This window comes from Pseudarthrobacter chlorophenolicus (assembly GCF_000962805.1).
In the GTDB taxonomy this organism is placed as follows: domain Bacteria; phylum Actinomycetota; class Actinomycetes; order Actinomycetales; family Micrococcaceae; genus Arthrobacter; species Arthrobacter chlorophenolicus_A.
The window spans coordinates 177,597-202,684 of sequence record NZ_JZTW01000007.1; the positions used below are offsets into that span (position 1 = coordinate 177,597).

At 66.5% G+C, this 25,088-nt stretch carries 24 protein-coding genes; 15 read left to right on the forward strand and 9 right to left on the reverse strand.

Going from position 1 to position 25,088, the window contains the following annotated elements; translation table 11 throughout:
* The first annotated feature begins 39 nt into the window (after positions 1-39).
* Positions 40-1,230 carry an acyl-CoA dehydrogenase family protein gene (locus UC32_RS09470; protein ID WP_045730972.1) on the forward strand — a complete coding sequence of 397 codons (1,191 nt, stop codon included), beginning with the start codon at positions 40-42 and terminating at the stop codon, positions 1,228-1,230.
* On the opposite strand, the gene UC32_RS09475 is transcribed toward UC32_RS09470, so the two are convergent.
* A complete protein-coding gene (locus UC32_RS09475; RefSeq protein WP_045731022.1) occupies positions 1,227-1,817 on the reverse strand; it encodes a M23 family metallopeptidase in 591 nt (196 codons plus the stop codon). The genes UC32_RS09470 and UC32_RS09475 overlap by 4 nt on opposite strands.
* Positions 1,818-2,264: 447 nt before the next feature.
* On the opposite strand from UC32_RS09475, the gene rpsB reads away from it, so the two are divergent.
* The 6 genes from rpsB to UC32_RS09505 all read left to right on the forward strand — a co-directional run bounded on the left by rpsB (position 2,265) and on the right by UC32_RS09505 (position 7,309).
* On the forward strand, positions 2,265-3,140 hold the full coding sequence (gene rpsB / locus UC32_RS09480) for a 30S ribosomal protein S2 (RefSeq protein ID WP_015936597.1): 876 nt from the start codon (positions 2,265-2,267) through the stop codon (positions 3,138-3,140).
* Between the two features lie 126 nt (positions 3,141-3,266).
* Entirely contained in the window at positions 3,267-4,103 is an 837-nt protein-coding gene (gene tsf, locus UC32_RS09485) for a translation elongation factor Ts (protein ID WP_015936598.1), read from the forward strand.
* A gap of 170 nt (positions 4,104-4,273) precedes the next feature.
* Positions 4,274-5,011 (forward strand): UMP kinase, encoded by a 738-nt coding sequence (pyrH, locus tag UC32_RS09490; protein ID WP_015936599.1) that lies wholly within the window; start codon positions 4,274-4,276, stop codon positions 5,009-5,011.
* Positions 5,012-5,135: 124 nt separating this feature from the next.
* Complete coding sequence (gene frr / locus UC32_RS09495; protein ID WP_045730973.1) at positions 5,136-5,693, forward strand: ribosome recycling factor; 558 nt, start codon at positions 5,136-5,138, stop codon at positions 5,691-5,693.
* Positions 5,693-6,619: a phosphatidate cytidylyltransferase gene (locus UC32_RS09500; RefSeq protein WP_045730974.1), complete on the forward strand. Its 927-nt coding sequence runs from the start codon at positions 5,693-5,695 to the stop codon at positions 6,617-6,619. Before frr ends, UC32_RS09500 begins: the two co-directional genes overlap by 1 nt.
* Positions 6,620-6,724: 105 nt before the next feature.
* Positions 6,725-7,309, forward strand: a complete 585-nt coding sequence (locus UC32_RS09505) for a DivIVA domain-containing protein (RefSeq protein WP_045730975.1) — start codon at positions 6,725-6,727, stop codon at positions 7,307-7,309.
* A gap of 22 nt (positions 7,310-7,331) precedes the next feature.
* Here the strand turns inward: UC32_RS09505 and UC32_RS09510 are convergent, their stop codons facing one another.
* From UC32_RS09510 to UC32_RS09530, 5 genes are read right to left on the reverse strand one after another with little or no spacing between them, the layout of a single operon-like run.
* Positions 7,332-8,015, reverse strand: a complete 684-nt coding sequence (locus tag UC32_RS09510; RefSeq protein WP_045731023.1) for a hypothetical protein — start codon at positions 8,013-8,015, stop codon at positions 7,332-7,334.
* 19 nt (positions 8,016-8,034) lie between these two features.
* The gene (locus UC32_RS09515; protein ID WP_045730976.1) at positions 8,035-9,501 is read right to left on the reverse strand and encodes a sodium/solute symporter; all 1,467 of its coding nucleotides are present in this window, start codon (positions 9,499-9,501) and stop codon (positions 8,035-8,037) included.
* Between the two features lie 33 nt (positions 9,502-9,534).
* The gene (locus tag UC32_RS09520; protein ID WP_045730977.1) at positions 9,535-9,885 is read right to left on the reverse strand and encodes a DUF485 domain-containing protein; all 351 of its coding nucleotides are present in this window, start codon (positions 9,883-9,885) and stop codon (positions 9,535-9,537) included.
* Positions 9,882-10,598, reverse strand: coding sequence for a LytR/AlgR family response regulator transcription factor (locus tag UC32_RS09525; RefSeq protein ID WP_045730978.1), 717 nt, complete (start codon positions 10,596-10,598; stop codon positions 9,882-9,884). Before UC32_RS09525 ends, UC32_RS09520 begins: the two co-directional genes overlap by 4 nt.
* 48 nt (positions 10,599-10,646) lie before the next feature.
* On the reverse strand, positions 10,647-11,828 hold the full coding sequence (locus UC32_RS09530) for a sensor histidine kinase (protein ID WP_045730979.1): 1,182 nt from the start codon (positions 11,826-11,828) through the stop codon (positions 10,647-10,649).
* A gap of 181 nt (positions 11,829-12,009) precedes the next feature.
* On the opposite strand from UC32_RS09530, the gene UC32_RS09535 reads away from it, so the two are divergent.
* Both UC32_RS09535 and UC32_RS09540 read left to right on the forward strand, forming a co-directional pair.
* Positions 12,010-12,390, forward strand: coding sequence for a DUF485 domain-containing protein (locus tag UC32_RS09535; protein ID WP_045730980.1), 381 nt, complete (start codon positions 12,010-12,012; stop codon positions 12,388-12,390).
* The gene (locus UC32_RS09540) at positions 12,387-14,003 is read left to right on the forward strand and encodes a solute symporter family protein (RefSeq protein WP_045730981.1); all 1,617 of its coding nucleotides are present in this window, start codon (positions 12,387-12,389) and stop codon (positions 14,001-14,003) included. The genes UC32_RS09535 and UC32_RS09540 overlap by 4 nt, the downstream gene beginning before the upstream one ends.
* 81 nt (positions 14,004-14,084) lie before the next feature.
* On the opposite strand, the gene UC32_RS09545 is transcribed toward UC32_RS09540, so the two are convergent.
* Together UC32_RS09545 and UC32_RS09550 are read right to left on the reverse strand one after the other, a co-directional pair.
* Complete coding sequence (locus UC32_RS09545; protein ID WP_045730982.1) at positions 14,085-14,759, reverse strand: hypothetical protein; 675 nt, start codon at positions 14,757-14,759, stop codon at positions 14,085-14,087.
* A 153-nt stretch (positions 14,760-14,912) separates the two neighbouring features.
* Positions 14,913-15,386, reverse strand: a complete 474-nt coding sequence (locus UC32_RS09550) for an Lrp/AsnC family transcriptional regulator (protein WP_045730983.1) — start codon at positions 15,384-15,386, stop codon at positions 14,913-14,915.
* Between the two features lie 192 nt (positions 15,387-15,578).
* Here UC32_RS09550 and pdhA point away from each other — a divergent pair, with 192 nt between their 5' ends.
* Genes pdhA through UC32_RS09565 form a run of 3 tightly spaced genes read left to right on the forward strand, consistent with a single transcriptional unit; the run spans position 15,579 to position 19,176 of the window.
* Positions 15,579-16,766 (forward strand): pyruvate dehydrogenase (acetyl-transferring) E1 component subunit alpha, encoded by a 1,188-nt coding sequence (gene pdhA / locus UC32_RS09555; protein ID WP_045730984.1) that lies wholly within the window; start codon positions 15,579-15,581, stop codon positions 16,764-16,766.
* A complete protein-coding gene (locus UC32_RS09560) occupies positions 16,766-17,776 on the forward strand; it encodes an alpha-ketoacid dehydrogenase subunit beta (RefSeq protein ID WP_045730985.1) in 1,011 nt (336 codons plus the stop codon). Before pdhA ends, UC32_RS09560 begins: the two co-directional genes overlap by 1 nt.
* Positions 17,773-19,176: a dihydrolipoamide acetyltransferase family protein gene (locus UC32_RS09565; RefSeq protein WP_045730986.1), complete on the forward strand. Its 1,404-nt coding sequence runs from the start codon at positions 17,773-17,775 to the stop codon at positions 19,174-19,176. Before UC32_RS09560 ends, UC32_RS09565 begins: the two co-directional genes overlap by 4 nt.
* An 85-nt stretch (positions 19,177-19,261) precedes the next feature.
* Here UC32_RS09565 and UC32_RS09570 read toward each other — a convergent pair whose 3' ends face one another.
* Positions 19,262-19,924 (reverse strand): SACE_7040 family transcriptional regulator, encoded by a 663-nt coding sequence (locus UC32_RS09570; RefSeq protein WP_045730987.1) that lies wholly within the window; start codon positions 19,922-19,924, stop codon positions 19,262-19,264.
* Between the two features lie 184 nt (positions 19,925-20,108).
* Between UC32_RS09570 and UC32_RS09575 the strand changes: the two genes are divergently transcribed.
* From UC32_RS09575 to UC32_RS09585, 3 genes are read left to right on the forward strand one after another with little or no spacing between them, the layout of a single operon-like run.
* Entirely contained in the window at positions 20,109-21,716 is a 1,608-nt protein-coding gene (locus UC32_RS09575; RefSeq protein WP_045730988.1) for a carboxyl transferase domain-containing protein, read from the forward strand.
* Between the two features lie 8 nt (positions 21,717-21,724).
* Positions 21,725-23,911 (forward strand): acetyl/propionyl/methylcrotonyl-CoA carboxylase subunit alpha, encoded by a 2,187-nt coding sequence (locus UC32_RS09580; RefSeq protein WP_045730989.1) that lies wholly within the window; start codon positions 21,725-21,727, stop codon positions 23,909-23,911.
* A gap of 1 nt (position 23,912) precedes the next feature.
* The gene (locus UC32_RS09585) at positions 23,913-25,088 is read left to right on the forward strand and encodes an acyl-CoA dehydrogenase family protein (RefSeq protein WP_045730990.1); all 1,176 of its coding nucleotides are present in this window, start codon (positions 23,913-23,915) and stop codon (positions 25,086-25,088) included.

Below are 25,088 nucleotides of genomic sequence, written 5' to 3' on the forward strand. Positions count from 1 at the left end.
GCATATGGGCGTCGGCCGCTGATCTTCCGGAAGGCAACCATGTCCACACCTGCTGCAGACCCCCGCGACCTCCCCTACGCGGACGGCGACTTCTACGCCTTCGAACAGCTCCTGTCCGCCAAGGAGCGGGACCGCCTCGCCGAGGTCCGCGACTTCCTGGCCCGTGAGGTGCGCCCCATCGCCGCGGACTGCTGGAACAGGGGCGAGTTCCCCATGGACCTCATTCCCAAGCTCGCCGAAGTGGACCTCGTCAGCCCTGTCCGGCGCCAGGGTCACTCCAACCTCTTTGCCGGGCTGGTCCATGCCGAATTGACCCGCGCCGACGCCTCCATCGCCACCTTCCTGGGGGTCCACGACGGGCTCTTTACCGGGTCCATCGAAGCGCTGGCATCCCAAGAGCAGCAGGAGGAGTGGCTGCCCGACATCTACGCGCTGAAGAAGATCGGCGCGTTCGGCCTCACCGAACCGCTTGGAGGCAGCGACGTGGCAGGCGGGACCCGCACCACCGCCCGCCGGGACGGCAACGCGTGGATCCTCAATGGCGCCAAGCGCTGGATCGGCAACGCCACCTTCTCCGACTGGGTGGTCATCTACGCCCGCGACGTCGCTGACAACCAGGTCAAGGGCTTCCTCGTGGACACCACCCTGCCGGGTTTCACTGCCACCAAGATCGAGAACAAGATTTCGCTGCGCACCGTCCAGAACGCCGACATCGTCCTCAAGGACGTCGTGGTGCCGGACTTCTTCAAGCTCGCCCATGCCAACAGCTTCCGGGACGTCAACAAGGTCCTGAAGGTAACGCGGCTGGCTGTAGCGTGGCAGGCCGTGGGCCAGCAACTGGCGGCCTTCGACGTCGCCAGGAGCTACGCCGTGGAGCGCAAGCAGTTCGGCCGTCCACTGGCATCCTTCCAGCTCATCCAGAACCAGCTGGTGCAGATTCTTGGCAACGCCGTCAGCTCCATGGGGATGATGGTGCGGCTTGCCCAGCTCGAAGACAACGGACTGGCCAAGGATGAGCAGTCCGCCCTGGCCAAGGCCTTCACCACCGAACGGATGCGCGAGAGCGTGGCCCTGGGGCGGAGCATCCTCGGCGGCAACGGCATCGTCACGGACTATGGAATGGCAAAGATCTTCGCCGACGCAGAGGCGATCTACTCCTATGAAGGCACGGCCGAGATCAACACCTTGGTCACCGGGCGCGCCATCACCGGCATCTCGGCCATCGTCTAGGGCGATCCGTGCAGGGGCAGCAACACTGAAGGCCTCAGGTCCAGGACGAACTGCAGGGGATTGACGTACTCCTCGTCCTCCCGGACGCCCCAGTGGATACAACCGGCGGCCTGGCAGTGGCCGGGGAGCGCGGTGCCGATGACCTGTCCCTTCGTCACGGTACTGCCAACCGTGAGGGGACTCTCCACGGGCTCGAAGCTGCTCCGCAGGCCGGCGCCGTGATCTATGGTGATCACGGGCCGGTCCACCACCACGCCCACGAAGCTGACGGTTCCGGCCGCCGGCGACACAACTGCCGCCGCCGGACCTGCCGTTTCCAAGTCCACGCCGCGGTGGCCGCTCAACCACGGTTTGGGCGGCGGGTCAAAGCCGCGCAGCACCGACGGGCGGGGAGCCAGCGGCCAGTCCCACGACGGGCGGGCAAGGCGGGCAACGAGGGCACCCACGTCCTCCGCCGCCGCCGGTAGCGCCGGAAGCGCTGCCTGCGCTGTACCCGGCACCTGCGGGCTGTAGGCCAGCGGCTGCGGGGTGGATGAGACCGACGCAGGAAGCAACAGCAGCGCGGCAAGCAGGACCGGTGGTTTCATGTTCCCCAGCATGCGCCCGTCTAACCGGCGCGGTCACCGAGCGCCCCGGCCTATGTGGAAAAGCCCCGGAGGCGCCCGCTGGGCGTCCTGTGGGCGGTGGTCCCTGTAGTACTATTGACGGAGCAGTTTGCTGCGCCCTCAACGCGTCCCGCCCCGGCAGTCCACCTTTTCGGTAATGCTGCCTGTCCAGGTTGCGTCGGCACAACTCATTCAGGAGTGTGGGGGAGCAGCCGGCTGACTACGCGCATCCAGCCCTCCAACGGCACGGCCCCGGCCGCACCATCGGAGGATCGCGCCTCCTGCGGTCCGTCCAACAGTACGGATGGGAAGCGCGATGGATGCCAGGAGCACGGCCCAACCCGGGCCACGCTAATCAACCGTCAACTATTGGCAGGGTAAGAAGCCTCGCGGCTATCTCATGAATGACCTGCCGGAAGGAGCGTCGGCATGCCCGTCGTAACCATGCGCCAGCTGCTTGACAGCGGCGTCCACTTTGGACACCAGACCCGCCGTTGGAACCCGAAGATGAAGCGCTTCATCTTCACCGAGCGCAACGGCATCTACATCATTGACCTTCAGCAGTCGCTGTCCTACATCGACCGCGCCTACGAGTTCGTGAAGGCCACCGTTGCCCACGGCGGCACCGTACTCTTCGTCGGCACCAAGAAGCAGGCCCAGGAAGCAATCGCAGAGCAGGCCACCCGTGTAGGCCAGCCCTACGTGAACCAGCGCTGGCTCGGAGGCATGCTGACCAACTTCCAGACGGTCGCCAAGCGCATCCAGCGTATGAAGGAACTCGAAGAGATTGACTTCGACGACGTCGCCGGTTCCGCTTACACCAAGAAGGAACTGCTGCTCCTCAAGCGCGAGCTCACCAAGCTCGAGTCCAACCTGGGCGGTATCCGCAACCTGACCAAGGCACCTTCCGTGCTCTGGATCGTGGACACCAAGAAGGAGCACCTCGCCGTTGACGAGGCCAAGAAGCTGAACATCCCGGTTGTGGCCATCCTGGACACCAACTGCGATCCCGACGAAGTCGACTTCCCGATCCCGGGCAACGACGACGCCATCCGCTCCGTGAACCTGCTGACCCGCGTTGTTGCCGACGCCGTCGCCGAGGGCCTGATCGCCCGCAACAACCGCGGCTCGGGCACCACCGAAGCTCCCGAAGAGCCCCTGGCTGAGTGGGAGCGCGAGCTCCTCGAAGGCAGCAAGGCCGAGGAAGCCGCTGCGGCCGCTCCGGCGGAAAACGCTGAAGCCCCGGCTGCTCCGGCCGCCGAAGCCCCGGCTGCTGCCGAGGCTCCCGCCGAAGACGCCAAGTAACACAGCTAAATCCGGATTCTCCGTGCTGTCCGCAGCCGGAGCTGCTGACAGGATGGCCGCCCGCACTGCGGGCAGCCATCCTGTCAGTCCGTACACCACAACAAATTTCTAGACAGAGGGGTTCACATGGCGAACTACACTGCCGCTGACATCAAGGCCCTGCGCGAGCGCACCGGCGCCGGCATGATGGACGTCAAGAAGGCTCTTGACGAAGCCAACGGTGACGCCGAAAAGGCCATCGAAATCATCCGCATCAAGGGCCTCAAGGGTGCCACCAAGCGCGAAGGCCGCTCCACCGCCGAAGGCCTCGTTGCTGCCAAGGTCAGCAACGGCGTCGGCGTCATGATCGAGGTCAACTGCGAGACCGACTTCGTTGCCAAGGCTGACAAGTTCATCCAGCTGGCCGACAAGGTCCTGGCCGTTGCCGTCGAGTCCGGCGCTGCCGACCTCGAAACCCTCCTCGCCACCGATGTCGACGGCAAGCCGCTGTCCGAGGTCGTTATCGAAGAAGGCGCTGTCCTGGGCGAAAAGGTCGTCGTCCGCCGCATTTCCCGCATCGAGGGTGCAACGGTTGATGCCTACCTGCACAAGACCTCGAAGGACCTCCCGGCCCAGGTGGGCGTCCTGTTCGCTGTCGACGGTGAAAGCGAAGCCGCTGCCACCGCCGCCCACGACGTCGCCGTCCACATCGCCGCCATGGCCCCGAACTACCTGACCCGCGAGGACGTCCCGTCCGACCTGGTCGAGTCCGAGCGCCGCATCGCTGAAGAGACCGCAAAGGCCGAAGGCAAGCCCGAAGCCGCCCTCACCAAGATCGTCGAAGGCCGCGTAACGGGCTTCTACAAGGGTGAGGTACTGGTTGACCAGGCCTTCGCCAAGGATGCCAAGAAGTCCGTGGCACAGATCCTCGAAGAGGCCGGTGTCAAGGGAACCGCTTTCGCACGTTTCCGCGTCGGCTCCTAGCCGAACATGTAAGGGGGTGGCCACTTCGGTGGCCGCCCCTTTTGCATGCGCAGGGTTCGTGCCCTGAGTTTTGCGCCGGGCGCCGGGCGCCGGTCGCCGGGCACCGCCGGTTCCGGCCACCGGTTCAGGCAGGATAACCTTTTTTCGAAAGACACCAACGGGAAGGCACCATGGAAGCCGTCAATACTGTAATGCAGCCAGAGAAGAGCCGGCGGCGGGTCCTCCTGAAGCTCTCCGGCGAGGTTTTCGGCGGCGGGAAGCTGGGTGTCGATCCCGAGACCGTCCGCAACGTCGCCAAGCAGATTGCCGCTGCCGTCCCGGACGTTGAAGTGGCCATCGTGGTGGGCGGCGGCAACTTCTTCCGCGGTGCCGAACTGTCCCAGAGCGGGATGGACAGGTCGCGGGCGGACTACATGGGAATGCTCGGCACCGTCATGAACTGCCTCGCCCTGCAGGACTTCCTGGAGCAGGCGGGCGTTGAGACGCGCGTGCAGAGCGCCATCACCATGGGACAGGTGGCTGAGGCCTACATCCCGCGCCGCGCCATCCGCCACATGGAAAAGGGCCGCGTCGTCATTTTTGGGGCCGGTGCCGGCCTGCCGTACTTCTCCACTGACACCGTGGCCGCCCAGCGTGCCCTTGAAGTCCACGCCGATGTTGTCCTCATGGCCAAGAGCGGCGTTGACGCCGTCTACACCGCGGACCCCAAGAAGGATCCCACCGCCGAACGGCTGGAGACCCTGAGCTACGACGACGCCCTGCGGCGGGACATCCGGGTCATGGACCAGACCGCCATGACCATGTGCAAGGACAACGACCTGTCCATGGTGGTGTTCGGCATGGAAGGCGAAGGCAACGTCACCCGCGCCATCCGGGGCGAGAAGCTGGGCACCCTGGTCACCACCTAGCTCCGGCTAGGATGTTTTCAGGACAGTTCCGCTGCCGCCCCCGGGCGGTGGCGGAAGCAGCGACAGAGAACCACGCGTGCATGGAACCGGCGCCCCGGACCGCACCAGAACCCCAGGAGAGACCGTGATCGAAGAAACCTTGCTCGAAGCCGAAGAAAAGATGGACAAGGCCGTAGAGGTTGCCAAGGAAGACTTCGCTTCCATCCGCACCGGCCGCGCCAACCCCGGCCTGTACAACAGGGTCCTGGTGGACTACTACGGCTCGCCCACACCCCTGCAGCAGCTCGCCTCGTTCGCCATCCCCGACGCCCGGACCATCCTCATCACCCCGTTCGACAAGACCGCGCTGCGCGAGATTGAACGCGCCCTGAGCGATTCCGAGGTGGGGGCCAACCCGTCCAACGACGGCAACGTCATCCGGATCACCATCCCGGAACTGACCAAGGAACGCCGCAAGGAATACGTCAAGATCGTCAAGACGAAGGGCGAGGACGCCAAGGTGTCCATCCGCAATATCCGCCGCAAGGCCAAGGAAGCCCTGGACCGCCTGGTCAAGGACGGCGAAGCCGGCGAAGACGAAGGCACCCGGGCCGAAAAGGAGCTGGACGGCCTGACCAAGGCCCACGTGGATGGCATCGATGAGCTGCTCAAGCGCAAGGAAGCAGAGCTGCTCGAAGTCTGATGGGCCAGGCAGATCAGGCCCCCGCACCACGGGCGCGCATACGGGGGAAGCAGCCCAGGAGCAATCCGACACCGAAGGCCGGCCGGAACCTCCCGGCGGCCGTTGCGGTGGGCCTGGCCATGCTGGTTGCCGTACTCGGCGGACTGCTGTTCCTCCCGTTGGCGTTCGTGGCCATCGTTACGGCTTTCGCCGTGTTCGGGGTCTGGGAGATCTACCGTGCCCTGGAAGCCAACGGGACCAGGATGCCCATCGTCCCGGTAATGACCGGAACTGTGGCCATGCCCTTTGTGGCGTACTTCGGAGGCATTGAAAGCCTGCTCTTCGGCATGCTGCTCAGCTCCGTGGCTGTGCTCCTTTGGCGGTCCATCGACACCGCTGCCGGCTCGGCCAACAGCATCTTCGCTGGTGTCTTCACCCTGGGCTGGGTGCCCTTTTTCATCAGTTTCGCCGCGCTGCCGCTGCATGCTGCGGGCGCCGCGGCTCCGCTGGGGCTGTGGCCGGGCGGCACCATTCCCGAAGGCGCCTGGCAGATCGCCGTCATGCTGCTGCTGGTGGTGTCCAATGACACGTTCGGCTACCTGGTGGGGGCATCGCTGGGCAAGCACCCCATGGCGCCCAAGATCAGCCCCAAGAAGTCCTGGGAAGGTTTCGCCGGATCAGTGGCCGGCGCCGTCCTGATCGGCGTCCTCGCCTGCATCTTCATCCTGGACAAGCCCTGGTGGGTGGGTGTGGTCCTGGCCGTCGGCACCGTGGCCGCCTCCACTGCCGGCGACCTTGCCGAGTCCATGGTGAAACGCGAACTTGGCGTCAAGGACATGAGCAGCATCCTCCCCGGGCACGGCGGGGTCATGGACCGGCTGGACTCCATCGTGTTCGCGTCCCCGCTGGTCTACGTCCTCTACGGGTTCGTCACCGGAAGCTGGTGAACCCCCTGTTTGCGGGGAAGCCCGGCCCTCACAGGGCAGCATCATCCCGGCACCAATAGACTGGTGCCACAGCGCTACGGCTGAAGAGCATTGAAGGAACCAACAGTGGCATTGGATATTCATCGGCAGATCCCTGCGTCATTTGAGCGCGTGCAGCGCAGTGAATACGGTTACAACGCCAAGCAGGTGGACCAGTTCCTCCAGCGGGCACGGGTGTCCCTGGAGTCACCCCACGATGCCGCGCAGCCCATCAACAGCTCAGACGTCCGGGCTGTGTCCTTTGACCCGGTCAAGGGCGGCTACTCCGCTTCCGTGGTGGACGCGGCCCTGGACCGGTTGGAAGACGCGTTCGCCCGCAGGGAGCGCGACGAACTGATTGCGGCCAGCGGCGAGGAAGCCTGGCTGCGCGAAATCGGCAAGCTCTCGGGAATCCTCCGCGGACGCCTCCACCGCCCGGATGGGGAACGTTTCCGGCGGCCCGCCAAGAACAAGGCCCGCAGCTATAACACCGCCGATGTGGACCGGCTTTGCCACGAACTCGTGGCCTATCTGGAACACGACAAGCCGCTCAGCGTGGACAGCGTCCGCCGCGCCGTGTTCCGCCCGGAAACCGGGCGCGACGGCTATGAAGAAGCCCAGGTGGATGCGTTCCTGGACCGCGTCATTGAGCTGATGGCCGCCATCGACTGACGCCTTCCGGCCCGCACGCCTCCTAGATTCCTTCTGGTGGCGTGGGGGAGAGCGGCGTGAACCGGCTCCAGATGTCCCGGTAGCTCCGGTAGCCGTTCACTGCCGAGACGGCCAGGAACGAGAACCCGCACGCACCGCCCATCAGCAGCGCCGCAACAGTTCCGGCCCCAAGAAGGGTCAGCAGCAGCCCAGCCAGGATGGCAATCAGGGCACCGTTCGCCATCGACATGAAAATCATGCTGCTGCCGGCCACGTGGCGGAAATTGCCGCGGTTGCCGAAGAAATAGTACGTCTGGACAGAACCGGCCTCATCGTCGTGATGGGCTGCCATCAGGTACGGGGCGACGCCCGGATCAAGCTCGACGTAAGCAGCCCTGAGCCGGTTCATGGCGGTGACGTACATCAGGTCCTCATGCGCCACGTTCATGACCCGCAGCTGGGTCAACAGCCCCATGGCAACGTCAATGAACAGCACCACCACGGCCAGCAGGACGAACGAATCCGAGAATCCGGTGGCCTGGCCCACCAGCGCGACGCTCACCAGTCCTGCCGAGGTGAAAGTCAGGAACATGCTGATCCTGGTCAGCACCTCACCCTGGGCCGTACTGCGGGACGCCAGCAGGCCCCAGTGCTCCGTGGCGAGCAGCTGCGCCCGCACGGACGGCGGAACCGGTTCCGCTGCCGGGTTTTCGTCCCGGATGGACATGGCGTAATTGTCCACCCAATCAGCGTCCGGTAGCCAGCGGCCTTTCCGGCGTGTGCAGCCGGGTCATGACGCGGACCAGCGTCTTGGGTACGCGGCCTGCCGTGGCCCGGGACACCAGCACCATGACGGCGAAAGCCGTGGGGACGGACCAGGCCGCGGGCTGGGCGAGCCATGCCGGCGTACTGGCCGCCCCCGCCAGCGAGCCGGCGATCATGGCACCGCCGCAGAGCACCCCGCCGGTCACCATGCCGGCGATGGCTCCGGCGTCGGTCAGGCCCCGCCACCAGATACCCAGCAGCAGGACCGGGCAGACGGTGGAAGCGGTGAAGGCGAACACCAGCCCCACGCTGCCGGCCAGCGCCAGGGAGCCCGTCATCAGGGCGAAGCCGAGAGGCACGACGGCGGACACCACCGCTGCGAGGCGGAAACCTCCTACGCCGGCCCCCAGGACGTCCTGGCTGATGACGCCGGCCAGGGACACCACCAGCCCGGACGTGGTGGACAGGAATGCTGCGAAAGCGCCAGCCACCACCAGCGCAGAAAGCAGGTCTCCGGCGGGGCCACCGATGAGTTCACGGGGCAGCAGCAGGACCATCGCGTCGGGCTGGCCCGAGCGGGCAAGGTCCGGCGCGAACATGCGGCCCACCAGGCCGTAGGCGGTGGGGAACAGGTAGAACACGGACAGCAGTCCCAACACGATCAGGGTGGTGCGCCGCGCGGACTGCCCATCCGGGTTGGTGTAGAACCTGACCAGGACGTGCGGCAGGCCAAGGGTCCCGAACAGCAGTGCAACGAGAAGCGAAACGTTGGTGTACCACCCTGCAGGGGCCAGGCCGGTGGGATTTTCGGACGGCGGGGCGAGGGCCGGTGTTCCGGTGCCGGCAAGCAGAAAGACGATGAAGAGGATGGGTACCGCCAGGGCGGTCAGCTTCAGCCAGTACTGGAACGCCTGGACGAACGTGATGGACCGCATTCCGCCCGCCACCACGGTCAGGCAGACAACCACCACCACCGCCACCGATCCCACCCAGGACGGCAGCCCGGTGGTGATCCGGATGGTCAGGGCTGCCCCGTGCAGCTGCGGAACGATGTACAGCCAGCCCACCAGCACCACCACCAGGCTGGTGACCTTGCGGACCGCCCGGGAGTCCAGCCGGGCTTCGGTGAAGTCAGGGATGGTGTACGCCCCGGAACGCCGGAGCGGGGCGGCCACGAACAGCAGCAGCATCAGGTAGCCGGCCGTGTAACCCACCGGGAACCACAGGGCGTCCGTCCCGGAGAGCAGCAGCAGGCCCGCGACGCCAAGGAAGCTGGCGGCCGACAGGTATTCGCCGCCGATCGCGGACGCATTCCACCATGGCCGCACAGTCCGCGACGCCACGAAGAAATCGCCGGTGGTCCGCGAGATACGGAGGCCGTAGAAACCGATCACCGCGGTGGCCACGGAGACCACGGCCAAGGCAGCGGCTGCAATCCCCGGGTTCACGCCGGGCTCCGCTTCACCATGTACCCGGGGGAATCACTGGTCACCGGCCAGGTCCCGGTAGCGGGCCTCGTTGCGGGCGGCCGTCCGGGTGTACAGCCAGGCGCTGAGGCCGATCACCGGGTAAATGCCCACACCCAGGAGGATCCAGTCGAACGGGATGCCGGCAATGGTCGTCTCGGCCAGGCCGGGGACGGCGGCCAGCAGAAGGGGGAAAGCGCCGAGGATCACCAGGAATCCGCCGGCCACCACCAGTGCCAGGCGCAGTTGCGACCGGATGAGGGACCGCACGAACACCTGGCCCACATCGGACTCCTGCGCCGCTTCGCGGGATTCCGTGACGGGGCGGGCAGCCGCGGCCGGGGCCGTCACCCGAACCCTGGTCATGCGTTCGGCCTGATCCGGTTTGCCTGCAGGCGCTCCCGCACGGTGGGCAGGTGCCGGCGGCTGATGGGCAGCCCGGCGCCCGCCACGGTGACCCGGGGGCCGTCCGCCGCAAGCTTCATGGAAGTGATGTGCTTCAGTGCCACCAGGTATGAGCGGTGCGTCCGGATGAACCCGGCATCGGCCCACTGCTGTTCCAGGTCGGCCAGCGGAACCCTGATCAGGTAGCTGGCGTCGGCGGTGTGGAGCCGCGCGTAGTCTCCCTGCGCCTGGACGTACGTGACGTCGTCGCGCCTGATCATCCTGGTGGTGCCGCCCTGGTCCACGGTGATCATCTCCGGTGCGCCGCCGCCGTCGCGCAATTCGCTGATGCGGCCCACGGAGCGCGCCAGCCGCTCGGCCCGGATGGGTTTGAGGAGGTAGTCAACGGCAGCCAGTTCAAAGGCGGCCAGGGCGTGGTCCTCGTCAGCGGTCACGAACACCACCGCGGGCGGATGGCTGCCGGCGGCAATCGCGCGGGCGATTTCCAGCCCCGACACGGCAGGCATGTGAATGTCCAGGAAGACCGCGTCCACCTGCGCGGACGCCAGGGCGCGGAGGGCTTCGCTGCCGGAGGTTGCCCGCAGGACCTTGCCGATGCGCTCGTCGCGGCCCAGCAGGAAGGCGAGTTCTTCCACGGCCGGCAGCTCATCATCAACGACGAGGACGTTAATCATGCTCCAAGGTTAGCTTTCCGCAGGCGTGCAGCAGGCCAGCACCGGGAATCAGGCATCGTGGCCGGGCTGCGATTTCGGCACTTTCATGGTGATGAGGGTCCCTTCGCCCGGTGCCGTCTCGATGACCAGCCCGTGGGCGTCGCCGTACACCTGCCGGAGGCGGGCGTCGACGTTCCGCAGGCCCACGTGCTCGCCGTCGATGTGTCCTGCGAGCATCGACTGCAGCTGCTCCGGATCCATCCCCACGCCGTCGTCCTCGATGGTCACCTGCGCGTAGGCTCCGGCGTCGTCGGCAGTGATGGTGATGTGCCCGGGCCCCTCCTTCGCTTCGAGGCCGTGCCGGACGGCGTTCTCCACCAGCGGCTGCAAGCTGAGGAACGGGATGACGGTACTGAGGACCTCCGGTGCGACCCGGAGGCTGACCTGTACGCGCTCGCCGAAGCGTGCCCGCTCCAGCAGCAGGTACCGGTCGATGCAGCGCAGCTCCTCGGCCAGGGTGGTGAAATCGCCGTGCCGGCGGAAGGAATAGCGGGTGAAATCGGCGAACTCCACCACCAGCTCGCGTGCGCGGGCGGGGTCGGTGTTGATGAAGGACGCGATGGCGTTGAGCGAGTTGTAAATGAAATGCGGGCTGATCTGGGCACGCAGGGCCCGGACCTCGGCTTCCATCAGCTGGGTCCGCGATGCATCCAGCTCGGCCAGCTCCACCTGCACTGCCACCCAGTCTGCCACCTCGCCGGCGGCCCGCACCAGACCCGACCCCGCTGACGAAGCGAAGGCGGCGACGGCGCCCACTACGCGCGAACCGGCCCGCACTGGCGCTATGACCGCCGCCAGGGTGCCACCGGTCCCGTCCGGGCCGGGCGACAGCACAGCCGTCCGCCCGCCGGCGAGGACATCCGCGGCCAGTTCCATCAGCCGCGGCTTCAGCTCCTCCGCCGCTCCGTCCCAGGCGAGCACACCGGAAGTATCCGCAATGGCCAGCGCGTCACAGCCAAGCAGCGTGCGCAGGTGGCGGCTCGCCTTCGAGGCGCCGGCGGGATTGAGGCCACGGCGCAGGTGCTGGCCTGCCTGCGAGGCCGCGTGAAGGGTGTGGTACGTGGCGCGCTCGGCGTCCGTGCCAAGGTCGCGGAAAGAGCGGAGCACCTTCAATCCCACGCCGACGACGACGGCGATGGCCATGGCGATCACGGCCACGGCCGCGGCGGTCAGGAGGGGGGAGTCCGGCATGGGCCCAGCGTAGCCGCGGGTGCCGTTTGTCGCAGCATCCCGACCGTTGAGCGACCACAGCGCCGGAGGGGCTGGAAGTGGCTGCCGTGACACAGCAGAGTGATTGCTGTCACACCAGCGGCGTTTCCTCATCCGGGCCTGCCGTCCAGTGTGCACCGGCATGTCTCAATGAGGAGGAACCATGGGTAACGATGCCCAAAGTCCGGACGCTGCAGCGTCCGTCGACTTTGAACAGGTCCAGTCGACCGAGCAGTTCCAGGAACTGCGCAAGCGCCACCGCAGCTTTGTTTTCCCCATGGCAGTTGCCTTCCTGCTGTGGTATTTCGCCTACGTCCTGCTCGCGGACTACGCGGTGGAATTCATGTCCACCAAGGTCTGGGGAAACATCAACATCGGCCTGATCCTGGGCCTGCTCCAGTTCGTCTCCACCTTCGCGATCACCGGATGGTACGTCAGCTACTCCAACAGGAAGCTGGACCCCATCGCCTCTGAGATCCGGAACGAGATCGAGGGCCACGAATTCGACAAGCACGGCAACCGGGTGGGTGGAGCCAACAAATGATTACTATCGCAACCGCAGTGGACGTGGCCGCGCTCAAGGACACCACCCTGCTGAACATGGGCATTTTCGGCCTCTTCGTAGCCGTCACCATGGTGATCGTGTTCCGCGCCAGCCGGAACAACAAGACCGCCGCCGACTACTACGCAGCCGGACGCTCCTTCACGGGATCGCAGAACGGCACCGCGATCGCCGGCGACTATCTCTCCGCAGCCTCGTTCCTGGGCATCACCGGCGCCATCGCCATCAACGGGTATGACGGCTTCATGTACTCCATCGGGTTCCTGGTGGCCTGGCTGGTGGCGCTGCTCCTGGTGGCTGAACTGCTCCGCAATACCGGTAAGTTCACCATGGCGGATGTGCTGTCCTTCCGGCTCAAGCAGCGGCCCGTCCGCATCGCGGCAGCCATCTCCACCCTGGCTGTCTGCTTCTTCTACCTCCTGGCCCAGATGGCCGGTGCCGGCAGCCTGATCTCGCTGCTGCTGGGTATCAGCGACTGGGGCGGACAGGCCCTGGTGATCATCGTCGTCGGCGCCCTCATGATCATGTACGTCCTGATTGGCGGCATGAAGGGCACCACGTGGGTGCAGATCATCAAGGCCATCCTGCTGATCGCCGGCGCCGCCGTCATGACGCTCTGGGTCTTGGCCATCTACGGGTTCAACCTTTCGGCCCTCCTGGGCGGTGCCGTGGAAACGGCCAACAACCCTGCGGTCCTCAACCCGGGCCTGCAGTACGGCAAGAGCGAAACCTCCAAGCTGGACTTCATGTCCCTTGGCCTTGCCCTGGTCCTGGGCACGGCGGCACTGCCGCACGTCCTGATGCGCTTCTACACGGTCCCCACGGCCAAGGAAGCCCGCAAATCGGTGGTCTGGTCCATTTGGCTGATCGGCCTCTTCTACCTGTTCACCCTGGTGCTCGGCTACGGTGCTGCCGCACTGGTGGGTGCCGACACCATCAAGTCCGCTCCCGGCGGCGTGAACGCTGCCGCTCCGCTGCTGGCCTTCCACCTCGGCGGCCCGCTGCTGCTGGGCTTCATTTCCGCCGTGGCCTTCGCCACCATCCTGGCAGTGGTGGCCGGCCTGACCATCACCGCCGCCGCCTCGTTCGCCCATGACATCTACGCCAACGTGATCGCCAAGGGCAAAGCGGACGCTGCAACCGAGGTCCGCGTGGCCCGCCGCACAGTGGTGGTGATCGGGGTCCTCGCCATCCTCGGCGGCATCCTGGCCAACGGCCAGAACGTGGCGTTCCTCGTGGCGCTGGCCTTCGCCGTGGCCGCTTCGGCCAACCTGCCCACCATCATCTACTCACTGTTCTGGCGGCGGTTCACCACCCAGGGCGCCGTGTGGAGCATGTACGGCGGACTCGGTGCAGCCATCATCCTCATCATCTTCTCGCCGGTGGTGTCCGGCGGGGCCACCTCGATGATCAAGGACGCGCACTTCGCCATCTTCCCGCTCAGCAACCCCGGCATCGTCTCCATCCCGCTGGCGTTCTTCCTGGGCTGGCTTGGCACGGTGCTCGACAAGAAGAGCGAGGACCCTGCCAAGCAGGCCGAAATGGAGGTCCGGTCCCTCACCGGCGTGGGTGCCGAGAAGGCAGTCAACCACTAACGCCGGATCCGGCAACGCCTAAAACGAAAGGCCCCCGCCAACGTGGACTGTCCACGTGGCGGGGGCCTTCCGGTTGTGCTGCTAGGCGGCGGGGCGCAGCTTGATGTTCGTCATCTTCATCTCGTCAGTGCCCTCGAAGCGGTAGGCCAAGTCAACCTTCTTGCCCTCGCAGGTGATGACTCCGCCCACGTCCGCCGACTTGACGCCGTTCTCGGTGGCAACCTTCATGCTGTTGTACGCGGGCGTGCAGGTGCCGTCCATTTTCAGGCTTTCGACGCCGGAGATGAAGGTCTCCTTGGACAGCTGCTCCTGGAGTGCCGGGTCCAGGTAGTCGTCATAGGCTTTGGAGCTGTCGCCGGCAATGACGAGCTTGGTGAAACCGTCAGCCAGGTCTTTGGCGTGGTTGGTGGCGCTGCCGGCCACATTAACCAGGATGACGATGCCCACCACCACAAGCAGCAGCACGCCGCCGATGGCCGTCAGGATGATCCACAGCCGGGGCCGCTTCCTTGCCGGCGGTTCTCCGCCGGGGAGTCCAAACGGACCTGCGCCCCGGTACTGCTCCGATTGCTGGGCGTACGGGTTCTCCGGGTTCCCGGGGTTCTGGACGCCCGGATAGGGGCTGCCCTGCTGCGGCTGGCCGTACGGGGGATTCGGGGTGGGGCCGGGGTATCCGGCGGGAGGCTGCTGAGTTGGCTGCGGCAGCTGCCCGGAGCCGGGGTGCCCGGGCTGGTACGGTTCCTGGGGATTGCTCAATGTGGAGCCTTTCCGGATGTGGTGCCTGGCACCGCCTGGTGCGTGCCTGTCCAGGCTCCGCACGGATAACTGCCACAAGCCTATAACCCGTGCCGCCGCCTTCGGGCTTTGCCCCAGGCCATGTACCTCCGGCCGCCCCTGCCACTAAGGGCGTCAGCTTCCCTGCGGACCCCGCTCGAGCAGCGGCTGTACGCGGAAGGGGATGAGCTCGCCCATCGCCAGCGCCGTGTCCGCGCGTTCCACGCCGTCACACGCGAGGATCTTGCCGTTGATGCGGAAAAGGTCCTCGGCATCCTGGGCCACCACCCGCAGCAGCAGGTCTGCGGATCCGGTCAGCCCGTAGCCCTCAAGGATCTCCGGGATGGCCGCCAAATCCTGTGCCAGCCGGGTGAGCTTCTGCTGCTGTACGTGCACGGAGATGAAGGCCATCAGCGGGTAACCCAGCGCTGCAGGGTTGATCCTGCGTTCGAAGGACAGGAAGACGTGCTTCTTCTCGAGCTGGGCCATCCGTGCCTGGACAGTGTTCCTGGACAGTCCCAATTTCTGGGCGAGGGCCACCACGGTCCTCCGGGGGTCCTGGGCCAGTGCCGAAAGCAGGCGGGTGTCAGTGCCATCCAGAGCTTGCATAATGCGCAACGGTAGCACGGTGCGGAGGGCTGCCACAGGGCATTCTGCTCAATAAATGCCCTGGTGGTTGTACCCCCTGAGCATTGTGAGTAGGGTCACAGTATCCGGGCGAAGGGGCCCGGAAGGCCGCGGTTTGCGGGACCACAAGTCCCAGCTCCGCAGGTCACCGACGACAGAAGTTGCGGGGCTATCGTGTCTACAGACGAAACGGGCCAGGGCGGCGCACAAGCCCACGAGGGTGCCGGGGAATTCCAGGAGCCGGGATCATCCGGCGTCCCGGTACAAAAGCTGGTCCAGCTGATCACACCGTCGGGGGAGAGGGTGAGCCACCCCGAGTTCGATCTCTGGGTGCAGGACATCACGGACGAACACCTTTGCTCGCTGTTCGAGGACATGACCGTCATCCGGCGCATCGACGTCGAGGCGACGGCCCTCCAGCGCCAGGGCGAACTCGCCCTGTGGCCACCGCTGCTTGGGCAGGAAGCGGCACAAATAGGTTCCGGCAGGTCACTGCGCAGCGACGACTTCGTTTTCTCCAGCTACCGTGAAAACGGTGTGGCGTACTGCCGCGGCGTGGACCTCACAGACCTCCTGCGGGTGTGGCGCGGCAACGCGTCCGGAGGCTGGGATCCGTACGCCATCAACATGGCAACGCCCCAGATCATCATTGGCGCCCAGACCCTGCACGCCACCGGCTACGCCATGGGCATCCAGAATGACGGCGCAGATTCTGTGGCCGTCACCTACTTCGGCGACGGCGCAACGAGCGAGGGTGACGTGAATGAAGCTTTGGTCTTCGCCGCCAGCTTCCAGTCTCCCGTGGTGTTCTTTTGTACCAACAACCACTGGGCCATCTCGGAACCGGTCCGGCTCCAGTCGCACATCCAGCTCGCGGACCGGGCTGCGGGCTTCGGGATTCCCAGCCTGCGGGTGGACGGCAACGACGTCCTGGCCGTCATGGCCGCCACGCGCGTTGCCCTCGACCGGGCACGGCGCGGCGGCGGGCCAACGTTCATCGAAGCCGTCTCCTACCGGATGGGGCCGCACACCACCGCTGATGACCCCACCCGCTACCGCGACGCCAACGAGCTCGAGGACTGGGCCGCGAAAGACCCGATCAGCCGGGTGGCGGCACTGCTGGAACGCAAGGGGCTGCTGACCGGTGAACTGCAGGACCACGTCAGGAACAAAGCCGACGCAGTGGCCCGTGAGATGCGGAAAGGCTGCACCACCATGCCGGACCCGCAGCCCATGGACGTTTTCAAGCACGTCTACAGCGCACCGAACTCGTGGCTGGACCGCCAGCAGGACCATTACGCCCGATACCTGGCCTCCTTCGGGGACCCCGCAGGTGCCGTTCCAGGAGAAGGTGCACGCTGATGACTTCCATGACCTTTGCCCGCGCCATCAATGCCGGGCTGCGCAAATCGCTCGACCATGACCCTAAGGTGGTCCTCCTCGGTGAGGACATCGGCACCCTTGGCGGGGTGTTCCGGGTGACCGACGGGCTGCAGAAGGACTTTGGCAAACACCGCGTGGTGGACACGCCGCTGGCCGAATCCGCCATCGTGGGTGCCGCCGTCGGCCTTGCCTACCGCGGGTACCGCCCTGTGGTGGAGATCCAGTTCGACGGCTTCATCTATCCCGCGTTCGACCAGATCGTCAGCCAGGTGGCCAAACTGCATTACCGCACCCGCGGAGCAGTAAAGATGCCCATCACCATCCGGGTCCCGTTCGGCGGCGGCATCGGTTCGCCGGAGCACCACTCCGAGTCGCCGGAAGCCTACTTCACGCACACGTCCGGACTGCGGGTGGTCACCGTTGCGAACCCTCAGGACGCATACACGGTCATCCAGCAGGCCATCGCCAGTGACGACCCCGTCCTCTACTTCGAGCCGAAGCGGCGGTACCACGACAAGGGCGAGGTGGATGAAGCCGCTGGGCTGGACTCCGCGGATCCCATGGGGCAGGCCAGGGTCCTGACCGACGGAACCGACGTCACCCTGGTGGCCTATGGCCCGTTGGTGAAGACCGCCCTGGACGCCGCCTCGGCCGCCGCCGACGAAGGCATCTCCATCCAGGTCATCGACCTGCGCTCGCTGGCACCGGTGGACTACGACACCGTGGTGGCTTCGGTCCGGAAGACCGGCCGCCTGGTCATCACCCATGAGGCCGGGCAGTCCGGCGGGCTGGGGGCCGAGGTGGCAGCCAGCATCACCGAGAGGTGCTTCTACCACCTGGAAGCCGCGCCCGTCAGGGTTACCGGCTTCGACATCCCCTACCCATATTCGAAACTCGAGATGCACCACCTCCCGGGCCTGGACCGGATCCTTGATGGCGTGGACCGTGCATTGGGGCGGCCGAACTCACTCAGCGGGCTGGAAGGATGAGCACCACCATGATCAAGGAATTCCGGCTTCCCGACCTCGGGGAAGGGCTCACCGAGTCAGAAATCCTCAGCTGGAAAGTGGCCGTGGGGGACACCGTCAGCCTGAACCAGGTCATTGCCGAGGTGGAGACAGCCAAGGCGGTGGTGGAGTTGCCGTCCCCTTTCGCCGGCGTCATCAGGGAACTGCATGAGCAGCCCGGCACGGTTGTTGAGGTGGGCAAGCCCATCGTCTCCTTCGAGGTAGCGGACGACGCCGGGCCGGCACCGGCGGGGCACGCCGCACCTTCACTGGGCCTCGTGCCAGCCGCCCGGCCGGCGGCGGGGGAGGAACCGGCGGCGCCGAAACGGGAACCCAACCTCGTGGGGTACGGTGCCGTCGTCGAAAGCTCCGGCCGCCCCGCGCGCCGTCCTCGGATCTTTGCCCCGGTGGTTGAACCTGCCGATACCGAGTCCCCGGTGGTTGAGGCTGCCGACACCACGGTCATCGAAGCCAGGGCCGGCGTGCCCTCAGGCGACCGGCCCCGCTCCACGCCTCCGGTCCGCAAGCTGGCCAGGGACCATGGTGTTGACCTGGCGCTGGTTACCGGTACCGGCCCTGCTGGCCTGATCACCCGGGAGGACGTGCAGGAGTTCCTGCGGCAGGGCAGTGCCGGCCAGGCTGCGGCGGCCGCCGGCCAGGCACGTGCCGGGGGCGAGGGGGAGCGGGAAACCCGGACGCCCATCAAGGGTGTCCGCAAGCACACGGCGGCCGCGATGGTCTCCAGTGCCTTCACCGCTCCACACGTCACCGAGTTCCTCACCGTGGATGTCACCCCCACCATGGAGCTGCTGGCGAAACTGCGGGGCGCCCGGGCATTCGCCAACCTCAAGCTGACTCCGCTGACGCTCGCTGCCAAGGCTGTGCTGATCGCCCTGCGGCGCAATCCGTCGCTGAACTCCCGCTGGGACGAGGCGAACCAGGAGATCGTTTCGTTCAACTACGTGAACCTGGGCATCGCGGCGGCCACCCCGCGGGGGCTGACGGTGCCGAACATCAAGGATGCGCACTCGCTGACCCTGGAGCAGCTGGCGGAGGCGCTGGCGTTGCTGGCGGACACCGCGCGGTCCGGGAAAACGGCGCCGGCAGACCTGTCCGGCGGGACCATGTCCATCACCAACATCGGCGTTTTCGGCATCGATGCCGGCACTCCCATCCTCAACCCCGGCGAAGCCGCCATCCTGGCGTTGGGGGCCGTGCGGTCCATGCCGTGGGAGTATCGCGGTGAGGTGGCCCTGCGCCAGGTGATGACCCTGAGCCTGTCCTTCGACCACCGCCTGGTGGACGGTGAGCAGGGCTCCCGGTTCCTGGCCGACGTCGGAGCGATCCTGGCCGAACCGGGAATGGTCCTGACGATGGTCTAGCCGTACCTCCCTCCACGAGTTTTTGGGCAGGAACGACGGTTTCGAGGGCGCTTAGGTCGTCGTATCTGCCCAAAAACTCCAAGCGTCAGCGCGCTTGCGGGCTCTCCACCGTCAGGGCGGCGAGCGCCATCTCCTCGAGCAGCGGCCTGGCCGCGGCCGCCATCCGGCGGCCGTGGCTCCGGACCGAGTGCGGGGTGGAGTTGATCAGCCCGAAGGTGGCGTGCGCCCGGGTCCGGAGCTCGGCGGCGTCCGTGCCGGGGTGGAGCCTGGACAGGACATCCACCCACACCTCCACGTAGCTGCGCTGCAGCGCCCGCACGGCTGACTGGTCCTGTTCCGAGAGGTTGCTGAGGTCGCGGTCCTGCACGCGGATCACCTCGGGTTTGCCGAGGGCGAAGTCCACCTGGAACTCCACGAGCCGGCGCAGTGCCAGGCGGGGATCGGAGTTCTCTGCCACCACCTTCCGCCCGCCGTCCAGCAGCTCCCGGCTGACGGTGGCCAGCAGGTCCGCCAGGACGGCCTGCTTGCCGGGGAAGTGCCTGTAGACGGCCGGTCCGCTGACTCCCGCCGCCGCGCCGAGGTCTTCGAGGGAAACACTCTTGAACCCGTTGACGGCGAACAGGGAAGCGGCCGCGGCGAGCAGGGCCTGGCGGCGGTCTTCCTTGGCTTTGCTGCGCTGGGTTGCCCCGGCGGGCCGGGCGGCGGGGGCATCCGCCCCGGCGCTGTTGGCTTCATCGGTTGTGGGCACATTTCCTCCTCAAACCCCGCAGAGTCTAACAAGGCAACCGCCTGTGTTGGACATCACAGTTAATAGAGACTAACCTGAATTTCAGTTACTGGGCACTAACCGAGTCTGTTGTTTAGCGGCCGTGCGAACTGTATTTTGCTACCGGATCCGGCTACAGGATCCGCCGAGAGAACAGGAAGCGTCGATGGAGACCCTTGCCAGCAGGCTGGACCCCGCCAGCGGAGCTTTCGCCGCCAACAGGGATGCGCAGCTGCAACTGGTGGAGGACCTCCGGAAGCGGTTGGCGGACGCTGCCCTGGGAGGCCCGCAGAAGTCGCGTGAACGCCACGTTGCCAGGGGCAAGCTCCTGCCGCGGGAGCGCATCGACCAGCTGCTGGATGACGGCAGCCCGTTCCTTGAGATAGCACCGCTGGCCGCCAACGGGATGTACAACGATGACGCGCCGGGCGCGGGCGTGATCGCCGGCATCGGATTGGTGCACGGCCGCCAGGTGCTGGTGATCTCCAACGACGCCACCGTCAAGGGCGGCACCTACTATCCCATGACGGTCAAGAAACACCTGCGCGCCCAGGAAATCGCCCTGGAAAACCACCTTCCGTGCATCTACCTGGTGGACTCGGGCGGAGCGTTCCTGCCCAAGCAGGACGAGGTCTTTCCGGACAAGGACCACTTCGGGCGGATCTTCTACAACCAGGCACGCCTGTCCGCGGCAAAGATCCCGCAGCTCGCCGCCGTGATGGGCTCCTGCACCGCGGGCGGTGCCTACGTCCCGGCCATGAGCGACGAAACCGTGATTGTCCGGAACCAGGGCACCATCTTCCTGGGTGGGCCGCCCCTGGTGAAGGCCGCGATCGGAGAGATTGTCACCGCCGAGGACCTGGGCGGCGGTGACGTGCACTCCAGGATCTCCGGCGTGACGGACCACCTGGCCGACAATGACGAACACGCGCTGCAGATCCTTCGCGACATCGTGGCCACCCTGCCGCCCGCCGCGGCGCCCGCCTGGCAGGTGGAACCCGCCGTCGAACCCGTGGCTGATGCCGGGGAGCTCTACGGTGCCGTGCCCGTGGACGTCAACGCCCCGTACGACGTCCGTGAAGTGATTGCCCGGCTGGTGGACGCCAGCAGGTTCCACGAATTCAAGAAGGATTATGGCACCACCCTGGTCACCGGCTTCGCCAGGATCCACGGGCACCCGGTGGGCATCGTGGCCAACAACGGCGTCCTCTTCAGCGAGTCCTCACTCAAGGGCGCGCACTTCATCGAGCTGTGCGACCAGCGGGGGATTCCACTCCTCTTCCTGCAGAACATTTCCGGCTTCATGGTGGGCCGGGACGCCGAGCAGGGCGGCATCGCCAAGAACGGCGCCAAGATGGTCACGGCGGTAGCCACCGCCCGCGTACCCAAGCTGACGGTGGTGATCGGCGGATCGTTCGGAGCAGGCAACTACTCCATGTGCGGCCGCGCCTATTCCCCGCGGTTCCTCTGGATGTGGCCGGCGGCAAGAATTTCGGTGATGGGCGGGAACCAGGCCGCCAGCGTGCTGGCCACCGTCAAGCGCGACCAGTACGAGGCCGCAGGGGAAGACTGGCCGGCGCAGGACGAAGAAGAGTTCAAAGCCCCCATCCGCCGGCAGTACGAGGACCAGGGGAGCCCCTACTACTCCACTGCCCGCCTCTGGGATGACGCCGTCATCGATCCCGCCGACACCCGGACCGTCCTGGGCCTTGCCCTGGACGTCGTCTCCCGCACGCCCCTGCCGGAGACCTCCTTCGGCCTTTTCAGGATGTGAGCCGGAACATGACCACGCCTTCGTTGACCTCCACAGCCACCGCTTCCACCGCCGGCAACCAGGAGTCCGGCCGTCCGCTCTTCGGCACCGTCCTGGTGGCTAACCGGGGTGAGATCGCCTGCCGGGTGATCCGGACCCTGCGTGCCCTGGGAATCCGCTCCGTGGCCGTCTACAGCGATGCCGACGCCGGCGCCCGGCACGTACGCGAGGCTGACACGGCCGTGCGGATCGGCCCCGCCGCCGCCACCGAAAGCTACCTCAACATCGGCAACATCATTGCCGCCTGCCGGGAGTCCGGCGCCGAAGCCGTGCACCCGGGCTACGGATTCCTCAGCGAGAATGCCGACTTCGCCCGCGCCCTGGACGCTGCGGGGATCGCGTTCATGGGCCCCGGGGTGGAAGCGCTCAACCTCATGGGCGACAAGATCCGCTCCAAGAACCATGTGGCCGGCTACGGCGTCCCCGTCGTGCCCGGCGTTGCCAGGCCCGGCATGACCGACGCCGAACTGATTGAAGCAGCCCCCGCCGTCGGCTTCCCCCTCCTGATCAAGCCCTCCGCCGGCGGCGGCGGCAAGGGCATGCACGTGGTGGAGAAAGCCGAAGACCTGCCTGGAATCCTGGATACTGCCCGGCGCGTTGCGGCCAGTGCCTTCGGCGATGACACCCTGTTCCTGGAACGGCTGGTCACCACCCCGCGCCACATCGAAGTCCAGGTGCTGGCGGACAACCACGGCAACGTCATCCACCTGGGCGAGCGCGAATGTTCCCTGCAGCGGCGCCACCAGAAAGTCATCGAAGAAGCGCCATCGCCGCTGCTGGAAAGCCTGCCCCACGGCGCCGAGGTCCGGGCCCGCATCGGTGAGGCAGCCTGCAACGCCGCGCGGAGTGTCAGTTACAGCGGAGCCGGGACGGTGGAATTCCTCGTCTCCGACGACGCCCCGGACGAATTTTTCTTCATGGAGATGAATACCCGCCTGCAGGTGGAACACCCCGTCACCGAAATGGTCACCGGCACTGACCTGGTGGAGTGGCAGGTGCGCATCGCCGCCGGGGAAGAAGTCACCGTCCGGCAGGCCGACGTCGAACTCTCCGGCCATGCGGTGGAGGCGCGCGTCTACGCCGAGGTGCCGGAGAAGAACTTCCTGCCGTCCACCGGCACCGTGTACCTGCTCGACGAGTTACCAGCGGATGCCGGCGGCCGGATCCGGGTGGACTCTTCCCTGGTGGAAGGGCTCGTGCTGTCCTCCAGCTACGATCCCATGCTGTCCAAGGTCATCGGCTGGGGGGCGGACCGGGCGGCCGCCCTGGACACGCTGGACCGGGCGCTTGCCGGGTACACGGCCCTGGGTGTTGAAACCAACGTCGAATACCTGCGGCTCCTGGTCAATGATCCCGACGTCCGGGCCGGCCGCCTCGACACGGGGCTGATCGCCCGCAAGCTGCCGGAGCTGGTGTTCCGCCTTGTGGAGGAGGCCGAACTCGTGGCCGCGGCGCTCTCCTCCGTGGCAGCATCGGCCGCGTCAGCCACCCACGACGGCGATTCCAACGGAAGCCCGTGGCAGGCGCGGAGCGGCTGGCGACTGGGTGCACCGGCACCGCTCCGGGTGAGCCTGGGAACGCCCGACGGCGGGGTGGCCACCGTCGCGGTGACCGGCGCCGTGGCGTCGGGGCCGGTAGTAGTGGCGGTCGACGGCGGACCGGAGCGCACGGCCTCCCTAAGCCTCACGGAGCCGGGCCGGGCAGTACTGGACCTCCACGGGGAGGTCCATGACTACGCACTGGCCACCGCGCCTGACAACCCCTCACGCATCTTCCTGGGCAATCAGGGCTGGTCCTGCCGGCTGGACGTCCTGACCCGGGAGGCGCGGCTGGAACGGGTCCGGGCAGCCATCCAGCGGGACGAAGGGGACGCAGATCCCGCCGTGCGCTCGCCGATGCCGGGCACTGTGGTGTCCGTCCCGGTCAAGGACGGCGACGCCGTCGAGGCGGGCCAGGTCCTGGCCTCTGTCGAAGCCATGAAGATGGAGCACCAGCTGGTGGCACCGCTGGCCGGGACCGTGCACCTGGCCGCCAAACCCGGTGACCTGGTCAAGACGGACCAGGTCCTCGCCACCATCCACCCCGCACCACGGCCCGAAAATGCCCGGGACAACAACACGACCGGTGAGACCACCAACGGCGAAGGAGCCCAGTAACATGTCCGGTTTTGAACTCAGCGAGGAATACCAGGACCTCAGCGACACCGTCCGGGACTTCGCGGACAATGTGGTGGCCCCGGTGTCGGCCAAGCACGACGAGGAACACAGTTTCCCCTACGAAGTGGTCAAGCAGATGGCCGACATGGGCCTCTTCGGCCTGCCGTTCCCGGAAGAGTACGGCGGAATGGGCGGAGACTACTTCGCCCTTGCTTTAGCCCTGGAACAGCTGGGCCGGGTGGACCAGTCCGTAGCCATCACCCTTGAAGCAGGCGTTTCCCTCGGCGCCATGCCCGTTTACCGGTTCGGTACCGAGGAGCAGAAACAGCAATGGCTGCCCCAGCTGGCCTCGGGACAGGCCCTCGCGGGCTTCGGCCTGACCGAACCCGAAGCGGGGTCGGACGCCGGCGGCACCAAGACCACTGCCCGCCGCGAGGCCGTCGGAGACAAGACCGAGTGGGTGATCAACGGCAACAAGGAATTCATCACCAACTCCGGGACGGACATCACCAGGCTGGTCACCGTCACCGCGGTCACCGGACAGCATGACCGTGGGGACGGCACTGTCCGGAAGGAGATCTCCACCATCCTGGTGCCCACCGACACGCCCGGCTTCAAAGCCGAAAAGCCGTACAACAAGGTGGGGTGGAACGCCTCGGACACCCACCCGCTGACCCTGAAGGACGTCCGGGTACCGGAAGCAAACCTGCTGGGGGAGGAAGGCCGGGGCTACGCCAACTTCCTGTCCATCCTTGATGAGGGCCGCATCGCGATCGCCGCCCTGGCCACCGGAGCAGCCCAGGGCTGCGTTGACCTTTCCGTCCGGTACGCCAGGGAACGCAAGGCGTTCGGCCACGAAATCGGCAAGTACCAGGCAATCTCGTTCAAGATCGCCCGCATGGAGGCGAGGGCCCACACGGCACGCCTCGCCTACTATGACGCCGCCGCCCGGATGCTCGCCGGGAAGCCGTTCAAGACCCAGGCGGCCATCGCTAAGATGGTCGCAGGCGAGGCGGCCATGGACAATGCGCGGGATGCCACCCAGGTATTCGGCGGCTATGGCTTCATCAACGAGTTCACCGTGGCACGCCACTACCGCGACTCCAAGATCCTTGAAGTGGGGGAGGGCACCACGGAGGTCCAGCTGATGCTGATCGCCCGCGAATTGGGGCTGTAG

Bases quoted from the DNA above. Each gene is read 5' to 3' on its own strand.
- UC32_RS09470 (WP_045730972.1), top strand. From the start codon at position 40: ATGTCCACACCTGCTGCAGACCCCCGCGACCTCCCCTACGCGGACGGC.
- UC32_RS09475 (WP_045731022.1), bottom strand. From the start codon at position 1,817: ATGAAACCACCGGTCCTGCTTGCCGCGCTGCTGTTGCTTCCTGCGTCG.
- rpsB (WP_015936597.1), top strand. From the start codon at position 2,265: ATGCCCGTCGTAACCATGCGCCAGCTGCTTGACAGCGGCGTCCACTTT.
- tsf (WP_015936598.1), top strand. From the start codon at position 3,267: ATGGCGAACTACACTGCCGCTGACATCAAGGCCCTGCGCGAGCGCACC.
- pyrH (WP_015936599.1), top strand. From the start codon at position 4,274: ATGGAAGCCGTCAATACTGTAATGCAGCCAGAGAAGAGCCGGCGGCGG.
- UC32_RS09500 (WP_045730974.1), top strand. From the start codon at position 5,693: ATGGGCCAGGCAGATCAGGCCCCCGCACCACGGGCGCGCATACGGGGG.
- UC32_RS09510 (WP_045731023.1), bottom strand. From the start codon at position 8,015: ATGTCCATCCGGGACGAAAACCCGGCAGCGGAACCGGTTCCGCCGTCC.
- UC32_RS09520 (WP_045730977.1), bottom strand. From the start codon at position 9,885: ATGACCAGGGTTCGGGTGACGGCCCCGGCCGCGGCTGCCCGCCCCGTC.
- UC32_RS09525 (WP_045730978.1), bottom strand. From the start codon at position 10,598: ATGATTAACGTCCTCGTCGTTGATGATGAGCTGCCGGCCGTGGAAGAA.
- UC32_RS09530 (WP_045730979.1), bottom strand. From the start codon at position 11,828: ATGCCGGACTCCCCCCTCCTGACCGCCGCGGCCGTGGCCGTGATCGCC.
- UC32_RS09535 (WP_045730980.1), top strand. From the start codon at position 12,010: ATGGGTAACGATGCCCAAAGTCCGGACGCTGCAGCGTCCGTCGACTTT.
- UC32_RS09540 (WP_045730981.1), top strand. From the start codon at position 12,387: ATGATTACTATCGCAACCGCAGTGGACGTGGCCGCGCTCAAGGACACC.
- UC32_RS09550 (WP_045730983.1), bottom strand. From the start codon at position 15,386: ATGCAAGCTCTGGATGGCACTGACACCCGCCTGCTTTCGGCACTGGCC.
- UC32_RS09560 (WP_045730985.1), top strand. From the start codon at position 16,766: ATGACTTCCATGACCTTTGCCCGCGCCATCAATGCCGGGCTGCGCAAA.
- UC32_RS09565 (WP_045730986.1), top strand. From the start codon at position 17,773: ATGAGCACCACCATGATCAAGGAATTCCGGCTTCCCGACCTCGGGGAA.
- UC32_RS09575 (WP_045730988.1), top strand. From the start codon at position 20,109: ATGGAGACCCTTGCCAGCAGGCTGGACCCCGCCAGCGGAGCTTTCGCC.
- UC32_RS09580 (WP_045730989.1), top strand. From the start codon at position 21,725: ATGACCACGCCTTCGTTGACCTCCACAGCCACCGCTTCCACCGCCGGC.
- UC32_RS09585 (WP_045730990.1), top strand. From the start codon at position 23,913: ATGTCCGGTTTTGAACTCAGCGAGGAATACCAGGACCTCAGCGACACC.